Origin of the sequence: Legionella sainthelensi, assembly GCF_900637685.1 — a bacterium.
GTDB classification, from domain to species: Bacteria; Pseudomonadota; Gammaproteobacteria; order Legionellales; family Legionellaceae; genus Legionella; species Legionella sainthelensi.
Window position 1 is genome coordinate 2030297 of record NZ_LR134388.1, and the last position, 12606, is coordinate 2042902.

Sequence of the window (12606 nt, forward strand, 5' to 3'; positions counted from 1 at the left end):
CGTTGCTACATCTATATTTTTTAACATCATTGTTGCAGTAGGATTAGGCATTATTATTTCCACTATACTTTTTGCCTTTCGTTACCGCATGGTGAACCCTATTAAACACCAATTTTCAGGGGCTATCTTTCATTCATCTTTTATAAGAAAACCCACTCTAAATAAAATATTAGCACAGCATAGAGACAAGATTCAGTATTTTAAATTACAAGGATTTTTATTTTTTGGGTCGGTATATAACATTACTAAAACAATAGAGAAATTATCTCATATTGATTACATTATTCTAGATTTTGAATTAACCACTAATATCGATTCCTCAATAGTTATTTTATTTAAAAACTTAAAACAATTGGCCTTAAAAAATGAAATAAAATTTGTCATTTTGCTCAATTAATGACAATATGCATGAAAGTATCACTAATCTATTAAATTTAGAAAAAGATACAAATTGGTTGATGTTTTTTAAGATCGTGAGCAAGCTTTTCAATGGTGTGAAAATCAATTGATTGATAAATATCCACGTCTTCATTTGCAAGATCTAACCCTTTAAAACCAATTATCAGATATTGGCTTTTCCGCAGAACTCATAAAAGTTATTCAAGAAAATATCCAGCCCAGTTAGTATGAGGAGGCTGCTCTTATTTGTAAGGAAGGGGAAAAAGCTTCAAATGTACTACTTGTTCATCGCGGACAAGTATTAGTTTATGTTGGACATAAACTAATACTTACTGTTGATTCAGGAAACATTTTAGGTGAAATCGCTATGTATACCAATAAAAAACAAAGCGCTACCTTAATCGCATCGCAAGTAACTATCATTTATGAAATTGACATTGAACTCATCCAAAAACATTCAGTAATCACCCCCGAAATAATAGGACAATTTCATGAATGTATGGCAAAAATTATGGCAAGCAGAATTATCGCTCAAAACAAGCGCATGAAAGTATTCGACAAATTTTAGTTTATTTATCAATAATACCACTATTGACTTTTATCACTTCTTTTCGTAACTGGATCACAGCAACATGCTCCAGGTGAGCACAATCCATGTATACTTGTACTTCATTTATCGTTCAACTATTATTAAGAGGCTGTTTCCTTGGCTGTTTCCTTGGCTGTTTCCTTGGCTGTTTCCTTGGCTGTTTCATTATATGGAGATTGAAATGAAAAAAAGAAGCTTAATTATTGCCGCTACAGCTGCTGCGTTGTTTACCTCAGGCGTTTATGCCTCTTCTTCCCTGGACAATAATGGGACTAACACTAACTCGCCTACCAACTTAGCAAAGAACAGTTGTAGTAGTAAGAACAATTGCAACGGTAAAAACAGCTGTAAAGGTTCTAATAAGTGCAACGCGAAAAATAGCTCTAACTCATAATAGGTCACGTGAATTGATGTCTTATTTAAGACATCAATTCACCTATAACAATAAATCTCCCATCCAGGAAAAAACAGATGGAAAAAAGCACACAAGCTCATCTTAACAAAAATTCATCTTTAGGAATGGGATTAGGTTTAAGAGCAGAGCATTATAGTTATATTTTAGAGCACACCCCGAAAGTAGAATGGTTTGAAATCCTCACCGAAAATTACTTGGTTGATGGGGGGAACCCTCTTTATTACTTAGATAAAGTGCGAGAAAACTATCCTATTGTGATGCATGGTGTGTCACTATCAATTGGTAGTACAGATCCTCTGAACCTTGAATATCTTAGGAAAGTAAAACAGCTAGCAGATAGAATTCAACCAATATGGATTTCTGATCACTTATGCTGGACTGGTGTACATCAACGTAATATGCATGATTTACTACCACTTTCTTATACAGAAAAAAACATTACGCATATTGTTGAACGAGTTAAATTCGTACAGGATTTTTACCAGCAACCAATATTGCTCGAAAATGTATCCAGTTATATCAATTACAAAGAGTCTGAAATGACGGAATGGGAATTTCTCTCTGAAATAGCCACGCATGCGGATTGTTTCATTTTATTAGATTTAAATAATATTTATGTAAGCTCCTATAATCATGGCTTTAATCCCGAAACCTATTTACAGAATATTCCAATTGATCGCGTACGCCAGTTTCATTTAGCGGGACATTTGAATTGCGGCGATTACATTATTGATACACATGATCATCCAGTCATAACAGAAGTCTGGGAGCTATACGCCCAAGCAATTAAGCGTTTTGGCGACGTATCAACGATGATTGAGCGTGATGATCATATTCCACCATTTGAAGAGTTATGGCAAGAATTAGAACATGCAAAAGCAATTAAAATAAGTAATTTATTGATTGAAAAAACGGATTTAGTCTATGAAACCAACTGAATTACATACCTTATTACAAGACTCTATTCTAACTTCTCAACCACTTATTAGTCCTTACCTTGATTCTCCACCCAAAGGATCTATTTCAGACAGAGTAGCTATCTATACCGATGGCTTTTATGCGCGATTAGAAGAAGCATTAATGAGTGACTATAGTACATTAGCGTTGGTAATGAGTGAAAGAACGTTCAGTCAGATGAGCAGAAATTATACTCATGCATATCCATCATACAACTATTCACTCAATAATTTTGGGGAAAATCTCAGCCAATTTCTAAGAGAAACTTTACCCTATAAGAAAAAACCGCATTTAGCTGAAATTGCGGAATTTGAATGGGCTGAATATCAAGCTATTGTGGCTCGTGATGCACATTTATTATCTGTAGCTGATTTGCAATCTTTACCATTAAATCAATGGCCAGAAATGAAATTTTATCTGCATCCTTCATGTAAAGTACTTATCATGCATTGGAATAGTCTTTCTTTTATTAAAGCGTCACGTAGTAATAAGTCAACTCCCATTCCCAAGAAACTTAAAAATCCTCAATTTATCTTGATATGGCGTCGTCAACTTGAAGTGCTATACCGTGAGCTGGATTTTACTGAACTAACCATGCTCAATGCAATAATACAAGAAGCGCCGTTTATGGATATTTGTGAAAGGTTAAGTCATGAGATGTCTGAAGATGAAGTTGCAAATTATCTTGTAAGAAAATTGCATGAGTGGATTCAAGAAAATTGTTTTATAAAGAATAGTGAACAAAACTATTAATGCATTGCATTCGCTCTGATGAAGCATCCTAAGCAGCAATTTGAACATTGCTGCTTAACCTAATGCCTAATCGCATTAACAGATTATTCGTGATCTGGATGCACTACAAAAATACCGGGTGCATTGCGAAGGTACTCGTTGTAATCCATACCATAACCGAATATATAATGATCTTCTACCTCTAAACCAACAAAATCAGCCTTTGATAATCCATTGGTTACGCGCTTGCGATATTTGTCTACTAAAACAGCACTGTATACTTTTGCAGCACCTAAAGCTTTTATTTCAGAAATAATTGATGCCAAAGTTACGCCTCCATCAAGAATATCATCAACAACAAGAACTGTCCGTCCTTTCAAATTCTCTGAGGGCTTTACTTTCCAAACTATTTCATTACCGACTAAGCCACCTCGATAACGAGTTGCGTGGACATAATCCACTTCTAAAGGAAAATCTAAACGTGGTAATAAGTTACCTAAAAGAACCAAACCACCTACCATAACACAAACAAGTACTGGATTTTCAGCTTGTAATTCTTTATGAATATTAATCGCCATTCGATCAAGCGCAGCTTCAACCTCATTTGTCGTATACAAGCAAGTTGATTTCTCATAAACATCTTTGATTTTATCTGGAATAGTCATTGTAAATCCTCTAGGCAAAATTGGTTCTCGCTAAATATTTATTACTCTTTTATTTTCCCTGTTCCAGGAAAAGGGCTAACTTTGCTGCCATAGCCTGGATTATCTTTGACTTTGGCTGTTCCTTGTTTGGTTACTTCATCGATGCGATAAATTGAGTGCATAGGAATAAAAGTTCGTTTTACACCATTAAATTCAATTTTTAACCGCTCTTCAGAAGGATCCACAACCAATGAGGTTTGCTCACCGAACACGAGTTCTTCAACTTCAAGAAACCCAAACAGATCACTTTCCTTTACCGAGCGAGCATAAATTTCATAAATTGCTTCTTGATTAGCAAAAGTGATTTTGAATATTGTTTTCTTATTCATAAAACTAACCTTATCTTATGAGAATGCGAAGTATACAAAAACACAGGTACTCTGTTCAAATTAAATTAACTCAGTTATATGATATATAATATCTTATCCTTTGTAATCATGGTCTGTAACTCGCATTTCATTACATACATGCTAATCTTTAAATGATCAAGAATTATTTTAATTTCTTAGATGAAGATAAGATGTTACTCATTGAGGCAATGTATATGACACCACAACTGCAAGCAGAAGTAGTTCCTTTAAATAAAATGATTTTTTTTCAAAATCTAGCACTAGGTCCACAACAATCAGATTTCATCGATCATTTTAAATCAGAATGTATTGCTTTTGAAAATAATGAAGGAATAAAAAAACAACGTGAACAACTCCTTCTTCAGCATCCCCCTATCCTCTCTTTTCAGAATGAACATCAGGAAAAAAGATTTTATGAGCATGAGGTTCAAAAGCATCAGCCATTTTGTTGTGGTAGAATAACGCCAATAAGTATTGTATTTATGAGTGATATTGTTTTTTCGCCAAAAGATAATTATGTCTTTTCTCCTGGAAACGGTAAATTTTATACAGGAAGCCAAAAAGCGATTGATGAAAATTTAAAACTAGATATTAGACAAGCATCTTTTGGTAGCGCGGAACAAAGTGCATTAATGAATGATTTAAAAACATTTGATGTTACCATTTCGCAACGAAGTCAATCTAATGCATCAGTGGAAATAGATGCTCCGACATTATCCGAATTAAAAAGCCCTAGCCCGTTTAATATGAACCTAAAACCAAAAGATTAGTTAAAACACAGAAGCAATTCAATCAATTGCAAATGAAATTTTCCAATTAAATTGGCTGTAATGGTGCTTCATAATCTTTTATTGGTTTATTTATTAATTTTATCTGTAGTGATGGCTCGATGAGTTGATATTTTTGTGCAATGTAACAATAAAATCCAGAGGGAAACGGCCACAGCATTTTTCCTATTTCATCTAAAAAAGTGAATTTTTTAATGAGAGTAGGATTACTCACTGGAGGAATATAGCAAAAACTACTTAGAGAGTATTGTCGATAACCTCTTTGTAAAAATATCCTATTAAGATTAAAAGGAGTACGCATTTTAACTTTGAGATCGCTATAACAATGGAGCAATCCCATCCTCATGGCGCCACCCCACAAGCTCCAAGGATTAATACCTAATAAAATAACAAAACCCATAGGACTAAGTACACGATCAATTTCATCAATAAGACTAAGACTGCTCCCGAAAGTCTCTAGTGTAAGTGGGACAATAATACAATCTATACTATTACGATCTAAAGGAAGTTGATTTAAAGCACATTCTATTTGGGATTTTTTGTTGCCCAAATAAAAGGGAGAAGCAATCCATTTATGCAGGTAGTTAAATTTCTTTAACCAGGGATTATCGCCGCAATTTCCTAATTGCAATAATATCTCACCATATGAATATTCCATTGTAGAGTCGAGATTAACCAAAAACTCATGGGCAACAAAATGCCCCAAAGGCGAATGAAACCATGTATTCAGGGCGCGATATTGTTTTATTTGATGTTCAATCAACAAAATAATGCCTTTTAAAATAGTTAATCCTGAATTAAACTACAATACAACGAGTTTTAGGTACAGACAATCAATTTTATTTGCGTCCAGCTTTGAAGGAACCTATTATTGGTTCAAATAGATTCACTTCGTTGGTAAGCTGCCTTTGATCACGAGCTCCATAGTCATACTTGAACAAACATAATCCCTGATTAATAATTGCGTTAAATATGACTTTTCAGTAAGTGATTATGAAAGCTTCAGTACATAAAGAGCGAGTTATAGGGAGTTAGAATTGCCAATATGCCTCCATTTGCCCGCACTTTTTGATAGAGTTTAGAATGAATTTTTTTCATGTCTCTTTTCTTGCCAAATAAAATGAATCATCTCGTCTTGATTAAAACCCGTGCTTTTGTTGAATGCATTAACTATAGTTAATATTATTATAACGCTAAATGGAATTTATGTTAGGAAGCAATGATTTTAAATTATATGGTATAGGCCAGCTTTTTGTCTTGGAAAAACTTCTAGAAAAATCTAAGGCGATAGAGTTCTATAAGCTTGCCGATGCTGAAAAAATTTCTTTAGTCCAATATCTTGTTAAAAACAATATATTATCTGCAACACAAATTGCCAGCACAGCCTCACAAAATTTTGGCGTGCCTATGCTGGATCTCGATTGTATTGATATAGAAACACTTCCCACAACTTTGGTAAATGAGACCTTAATCCGTCGTCATTCAATGCTTCCGTTATTTTGTCGAGGAAATCTTTTATATTTAGCCACTGAAGATCCAAGCAATCAAACCTCATTGAAAGAAATCCAATTTCAAACTGGACTAAATACTTATGCCATCGTCGTAGAAGCAGATAAGCTCAATGTTCTAATTGATCAGTTGCTCACCACTAAAGAAAACCAATGCTTATCCGAGTTTGTTGGTGATACTAATGAGATGGATGGACTCATTATTAATGAAGATGAAGAGCATGAGCTCAATGCGCCAATTTCCATAACAGAGGACGCTCCAATCGTTAAATTTGTCAATAAGATTCTTCTTGATGCCATTAAACAAGGAGCGTCTGATATTCATTTTGAGCCTTATGATAAAGAATATCGTATACGATACCGCCAAGATGGAATTTTACATGAAATAGCAACGCCACCTGCAAGATTAGCAGCCAGAATTACTGCCCGCATCAAAATTATGTCTTGTTTGGATATTTCTGAAAGACGTATTCCACAAGATGGCGCTTTTAAAATGAAATTATCTAAATCAAGAACTATCGATTTTAGGGTTAGCACCTGCCCTACTATTGCTGGTGAAAAAGTGGTCACTCGTATTCTTGACCCAGGTTCTGTTAAATTAGGTATTGAAGCCTTAGGCTTTAGCCCTCTGCAAAGAGAGCATTTTGTCCATGCAATTCAATGCCCACAAGGTATGATTTTGGTTACTGGTCCTACAGGAAGTGGTAAAACCGTTACGTTGTATACGGCATTAAATATACTTAATACCAAGGAAGTGAATATTTCGACTGCTGAAGATCCTGTAGAAATCAAAATGCCTGGCATTAATCAAGTGAACATTAATCCTAAGGCGGGATTAACCTTTTCGAATGCCCTACGATCTTTTTTACGCCAAGACCCGGACATCATTATGGTGGGAGAAATACGTGACTTGGAAACTGCAGAAATAGCAGTTAAAGCATCACAAACGGGACATTTAGTACTTTCGACCTTACATACGAATAGTGCTTCTGAAACGTTAAATCGTCTGGTGAATATGGGAATTCCAACTTTTAATATTACCAGCTCCGTCACCCTCATTATTGCGCAGCGTCTGGCTCGTAAATTATGCGAGCATTGTAAAATTTTAAGAGATGACTTCACTAAATCTGGATTACTCGAATTAGGATTTACAGAAGCAGACGTACAAGAAATTAAGTTATACAAAGCGGTTGGTTGTAATAAATGTTCCGGTGGATACCGAGGAAGAATTGGATTATTTGAAGTATTGCCTATGACTAAAACCATCGGCCAGTTAATCATGTCAGGGGGTAATGCTCTTGATATTCTAAAAGCGGCTCAAGACGAAGGCATGCTGACTATTTACCAATCTGGGCTTGAAAAGATAAAACACGGTATTACAACTATAGAGGAGGTCAATCGGGTAACCGTTGATTAACTACATAAAAAAATGAAAAAAAATGCAAATACCACGTTAACTTTTCATTACACAGGAATTAATAAAGCTTCTCAAAAAATCAATGGGGATATAGAAGCGAGAAGCATTGCTTTAGCTAAAGTTGAACTACGTAAACAAGGGATTACTATTAGTAAGATTGTCAAAAAGCGAGCCCCATTTTTAAAACGAAAAAGCAGAAAAGTTAAATCTTCAGATATTACTGTGTTTAGCCGTCAATTGGCGACAATGATTGAATCAGGTATCCCTTTAGTACAATCTTTTGATATTGTAGCAAAAGGACAAACGAACAAACGTCTCAAAGAGTTAATTGAGCAGATTAAGCATGATGTGGAAACAGGCTTAACACTTTCTGAGTCCTTAAAAAAGCATCCCTCTCATTTTAATGATTTATTTTGCAATTTAGTCGATGCTGGCGAAAAATCAGGTTCTCTCGATACTATGCTAAATAAAATTGCTACTTATAAAGAAAAAATAGAAACCATAAAAAAGAAAATCAAAAAAGCATTAACCTACCCTATAGCCGTGATCGTGGTAGCTATTATTGTTACTGCCGGATTACTGATTTTTGTGGTGCCTCAGTTTGAGGCATTATTTAAAGGTTTTGGGGCAGATTTACCCATGATGACAAAAGCAGTAGTAAACCTTTCTAATTTTTTCCAATCCTATTGGTATCTTATTTTTGGCTCATTAATTGGAGCTGTTTACGCTTTTATTTATGCAGTAAAGCACTCTTCGCAGTTTGCTCAAAATGTCGATAAAACCCTCTTAAAAATACCTGTAATTGGCCCCATTATTGAGAAAGCTGCGATTGCGCGTTTTGCACGAACACTATCAATTACCTTCGCTGCAGGACTGCCTTTGGTTGAAGCACTCAAATCAGTAGCAGGTGCCACAGGAAACATTATTTTTTCTAACGCAACAAATAAAATCAGAGATGAAGTTTCTACTGGACAACAAATGAATAAAGCTATGGAAAATACTCACCTATTTCCCAATATGGTAATTCAAATGGTTGCCATAGGCGAAGAATCAGGTGCATTAGAAAGAATGTTAAGCAAAGTTGCTGATTTTTATGAAGAAGATGTTGATAATGCTGTAGACTCGCTCAGTAGTTTACTAGAACCTATAATTATGACTATTTTAGGAGTTCTAGTGGGAGGCCTTGTGGTTTCAATGTACTTGCCAATATTTAAATTAGGAGCGGCAATATAAGAGTTTCTTATTAATAGCCTAGGCATCGCGAAGCGAGTCCTAGATTTTGTATTACTTTCTGGGGATTTTTCACTGAAAACCCAGACTTAACTGTAGGTAGGTCTGTTTGATGGTATATGATTTAATCACTCATAATACATGGTTGATGTATCTTTTTATCGCACTATTTTCACTTACTGTAGGAAGCTTACTTAACGTGATTATATACCGCTTGCCTATAATGCTCGAAATCGAGTGGCGGCAACAATATAATGAATTAATGGGAATTAAAGAAGATAAAGAACCTAAAATTAATTTATTTTTCCCCCGATCATTTTGTCCTTCATGCAAAGCGATGGTAAAAGCATGGCAAAACATCCCTATTTTAAGCTACATTTTTTTGCGTAGGCGTTGTTATCAATGCAAAAGCCCTATTCCAATCCGTTATCCTTTAATTGAATTAAGTACCATGCTTCTTTCCCTGTATGCAAGTTGGCATTTTGGATTTACGATACAATTGCTTTTTGCATTAATGGCTATATGGATTTTAATTTGTTTAATTTTTATTGATTTGGATCATCAAATATTACCCGATTGCCTTACCTTAAGCTTATTGTGGTTGGGGTTAATCGCCAATACTGCCAACTTATTTACACCTATATCTCAAGCAGTGCTGAGTGCGGCAATCGCCTATCTGGGAATGTGGTTGTTTATAAAATTATTCTACTTATTTACTGGTAAAATAGGTATGGGGAATGGTGATTTTAAATTACTTGCTGCGTTTGCCGCTTGGTTAGGCTGGATATACTTACCTTTAATTCTACTTCTTTCCTCAATTAGTGGTACAATTATTGGCCTATTATATTTGTATTCAAAAGGTAAAACAAAAGAGACAGCCATTCCCTTTGGTCCCTTTTTATGTATAAGCGGATTAATATGTTTGTTTTGGGGAAAATATATAGTGAGCTGGTACTTACATTTTTGGATGTAAAATGACTAGGAGGAGTCATTAATGTCTTATCAAGTTATTCTATTTGATTTAGATGATACTTTAATCGATTTTTCTTATTCTGAGCGAATGGGATTAATCAGTATTTACAATCAATTTTATACGTCAGTGGAATACGCTGTTTTTGAACAGTTATATAAAGAAATCAATACCCAGTTATGGCATCAAGTTGGCAACTCGCTTAGCTCTAGTGAGGTAAGGCTATTACGTTTTGCACATCTCAATCAAAAGATTTCGTGCCCCACCCCTATCGAGGAAATAGCGAGCGAATATGAAAAAAATCTTTGTGCACATGCATATTGGTTGCCTTATGTAAAGGCTGCTATTGAGTTCTTACATCAAAAAGGTCATTTTTTAGGTATTATTACAAATGGTTTTAAGGAAACACAAGCGCAAAAGCACCAACAACTTGAGTTATCAAATTGGTTTGATTGTTATATTATTTCTAGCGAGATCGGGGTTGCTAAGCCTGATATAAAAATTTTTGAAATTGCCATAGCAGAAATTGTTAGCAAACGACAACATTGTATTGAAAAACACTCCATGTTAATGGTTGGCGATTCAATAGTAAGTGATGGTCATGGAGCAAAGAACTTTGGGATTGATTTCTGTTTTATCAATAATCATTCATTAGATATTTTACCTTCGGAACCCCCTATTAAATACAATATTAACTCTGTTGCGCATTTACCCATTTGTATGGGTTATAAAGCCGAATATAGGCTTTTTTAGAGGCGTATAAATCGATGACGACAATCCATGAGGCTTAATGAGCAAACAATTAAAGGATTAAGATGGATATTAACTTAACCGTTTTTGCTGCACCTATTTTCTTAATTTTAATAGGCATTGAAATACTCGTCGCTTATTACAAAAAGAGCAATGCATTTCAATTCAATGATTCTATAAATAATTTAAGCAGCGGTATTTTGGAAGAAATTGCATCATTACCTGTTAGAGGATTAATTATTTTCAGTTACTATTATTTATACGAACACCATGCATATTTTCATATTAGTCCCCATTCTTTTGTCGCCTGGTTTATGCTTTGGCTCAGCGTTGATTTCTGTTATTACTGGTTTCATCGCGCAAGCCACCGATGTAATTTTTTTTGGATAGGTCATTCCGTCCATCACCAAAGCGAATATTACAATTTAACTGTTGCGTTACGTCAGGGCTATTTTCAGACTTTAACATCTTGGGTTTTTATCTCCCTTTGGCCTTAATTGGTTTTCCTACTTTTATGTTTGTTACTGTGTCGTCCTTAAATACAATTTATCAATTTTGGATTCATACACAATCTATAAAAAAGATGGGATGGTTTGAAAAAATATTTAATACCCCCTCTCATCACCGAGTACACCATGGCAAAAACCCACAGTACATAGATAAAAATTATGCTGGTAGCTTGATTATCTGGGATAAGTTGTTTGGAACCTTCGAACCAGAAAATATTCCTTCTGAATATGGGGTTACAGAACCATTAGATTCATGGAATCCTTTTTATGCAAATATCAAAGTCATCAAGGATGTTTTATATTATGGCAAAGGCTTACAAAGCAAACTGGATGTTGCTCGCGCCTTTTTTATGCCGCCAGAGTGGATTCTTGATCGTTTAAAACAACAACATTCCTCCGTTGCAAGGCAAATTGCTTGCCACAAAAGCAATCAATCGCCTCGATTATACATGCTTATGAATATTTCATTTGCGATTATTTTATATGGATATTTATCTTTCATTTTTAATCCCCATGTAATAATCTCATGGTTAATGGGGATACTAATCTTATCTACCCTTTATGGACTTGGGGCGGTGGCGAATGGTAAAAAAATCATTACTATAGAGTTTTCACGAGCAGTACTCATCTTTTTTATTTTAAATTTAATCAAAAAAAATCTGTTTTTTTCATTGGGATTAGGCACATTATTTTTCTTGAGTAATCAACTATTAATTCATTTTAAATTTTGCAAAAAAGAACCTAATGTTAATTCAATATCTACTTAGGTTATATTGACAAGCAACCCTCCGATTTTTATAGACAACATAGTACTTTGTCTAAGACGTGCAACTAAATCATCTATGTCTCAAGTTTACACAAGGGGATTTTTAGTTACAGCTGGAGGTGGTGGTGCTGCTGGATAAAAGAAGTAGGTAATAAGTAATATGAAAAAAATAATTGAAGAAATATAAAAAACCATTTTTGCATTGCGTATCACTGTTGGATCAGTTCCTTTATATCCTAGATATCCCGAAACAATAGCAATCAATAAAAATATAAAAACTCCTGTTAACATTTTTGTCATTCCTTTTTATTTAAAGTTTAAGAACGTTTTCTACTTTATTTAAACAAGTATTATTTATTATTAATATAGTTGATTTTTAGGAAATTTCTATTAATTAATCATGCAAACAATGAGACTTGAGGGGATTATTCTGTCCACCTTGGTTTTATATACTATACTTAGTACAGTAATGAAGCTATTTCTTTACCATCCCCCGCAATGAATTGCGGTTTAAAATTAGAA

At 34.5% G+C, this 12606-nt stretch carries 14 protein-coding genes and 1 pseudogene; 11 read left to right on the forward strand and 4 right to left on the reverse strand.

Features of this window, described 5'->3' with window-relative positions:
* Positions 1–88 precede the first annotated feature (88 nt).
* The 5 genes from EL220_RS18890 to EL220_RS08935 all read left to right on the forward strand — a co-directional run bounded on the left by EL220_RS18890 (position 89) and on the right by EL220_RS08935 (position 3113).
* Positions 89–397: an STAS domain-containing protein gene (locus EL220_RS18890; protein ID WP_027269860.1), complete on the forward strand. Its 309-nt coding sequence runs from the start codon at positions 89–91 to the stop codon at positions 395–397.
* 246 nt (positions 398–643) lie between these two features.
* Positions 644–967, forward strand: a complete 324-nt coding sequence (locus EL220_RS18895; protein WP_232002744.1) for a cyclic nucleotide-binding domain-containing protein — start codon at positions 644–646, stop codon at positions 965–967.
* A 202-nt stretch (positions 968–1169) separates the two neighbouring features.
* A complete protein-coding gene (locus EL220_RS08925; RefSeq protein WP_081779034.1) occupies positions 1170–1382 on the forward strand; it encodes a hypothetical protein in 213 nt (70 codons plus the stop codon).
* Between the two features lie 77 nt (positions 1383–1459).
* The gene (gene bufB, locus EL220_RS08930) at positions 1460–2341 is read left to right on the forward strand and encodes an MNIO family bufferin maturase (RefSeq protein ID WP_027269858.1); all 882 of its coding nucleotides are present in this window, start codon (positions 1460–1462) and stop codon (positions 2339–2341) included.
* Positions 2328–3113 carry an HvfC/BufC family peptide modification chaperone gene (locus EL220_RS08935; RefSeq protein ID WP_027269857.1) on the forward strand — a complete coding sequence of 262 codons (786 nt, stop codon included), beginning with the start codon at positions 2328–2330 and terminating at the stop codon, positions 3111–3113. Before bufB ends, EL220_RS08935 begins: the two co-directional genes overlap by 14 nt.
* A gap of 83 nt (positions 3114–3196) precedes the next feature.
* Here the strand turns inward: EL220_RS08935 and EL220_RS08940 are convergent, their stop codons facing one another.
* Positions 3197–3757 carry a hypoxanthine-guanine phosphoribosyltransferase gene (locus EL220_RS08940; RefSeq protein ID WP_027269856.1) on the reverse strand — a complete coding sequence of 187 codons (561 nt, stop codon included), beginning with the start codon at positions 3755–3757 and terminating at the stop codon, positions 3197–3199.
* Positions 3758–3798: 41 nt separating this feature from the next.
* Complete coding sequence (locus EL220_RS08945) at positions 3799–4125, reverse strand: DUF1820 family protein (protein ID WP_027269855.1); 327 nt, start codon at positions 4123–4125, stop codon at positions 3799–3801.
* A gap of 191 nt (positions 4126–4316) precedes the next feature.
* Between EL220_RS08945 and EL220_RS08950 the strand changes: the two genes are divergently transcribed.
* The gene (locus EL220_RS08950) at positions 4317–4916 is read left to right on the forward strand and encodes a hypothetical protein (RefSeq protein ID WP_232002721.1); all 600 of its coding nucleotides are present in this window, start codon (positions 4317–4319) and stop codon (positions 4914–4916) included.
* 46 nt (positions 4917–4962) lie between these two features.
* On the opposite strand, the gene EL220_RS08955 is transcribed toward EL220_RS08950, so the two are convergent.
* Positions 4963–5700 (reverse strand): methyltransferase domain-containing protein, encoded by a 738-nt coding sequence (locus tag EL220_RS08955; protein WP_027269853.1) that lies wholly within the window; start codon positions 5698–5700, stop codon positions 4963–4965.
* Between the two features lie 440 nt (positions 5701–6140).
* Between EL220_RS08955 and pilB the strand changes: the two genes are divergently transcribed.
* From pilB to EL220_RS08980, 5 genes and pseudogenes are all read left to right on the forward strand, one after another.
* Positions 6141–7859, forward strand: a complete 1719-nt coding sequence (gene pilB / locus EL220_RS08960) for a type IV-A pilus assembly ATPase PilB (RefSeq protein ID WP_027269852.1) — start codon at positions 6141–6143, stop codon at positions 7857–7859.
* 12 nt (positions 7860–7871) lie between these two features.
* Positions 7872–9092 carry a type II secretion system F family protein gene (locus EL220_RS08965; RefSeq protein WP_027269851.1) on the forward strand — a complete coding sequence of 407 codons (1221 nt, stop codon included), beginning with the start codon at positions 7872–7874 and terminating at the stop codon, positions 9090–9092.
* Between the two features lie 109 nt (positions 9093–9201).
* Positions 9202–10062 (forward strand): prepilin peptidase, encoded by an 861-nt coding sequence (locus EL220_RS08970; protein ID WP_027269850.1) that lies wholly within the window; start codon positions 9202–9204, stop codon positions 10060–10062.
* Positions 10063–10083: 21 nt separating this feature from the next.
* Complete coding sequence (locus tag EL220_RS08975) at positions 10084–10812, forward strand: HAD family hydrolase (RefSeq protein ID WP_128130867.1); 729 nt, start codon at positions 10084–10086, stop codon at positions 10810–10812.
* Between the two features lie 62 nt (positions 10813–10874).
* Positions 10875–12085 (forward strand): annotated as a pseudogene (locus tag EL220_RS08980) (sterol desaturase family protein).
* Between the two features lie 86 nt (positions 12086–12171).
* Here EL220_RS08980 and EL220_RS08985 read toward each other — a convergent pair.
* On the reverse strand, positions 12172–12375 hold the full coding sequence (locus EL220_RS08985) for a DUF1328 family protein (RefSeq protein WP_027269847.1): 204 nt from the start codon (positions 12373–12375) through the stop codon (positions 12172–12174).
* Positions 12376–12606 lie beyond the last annotated feature (231 nt).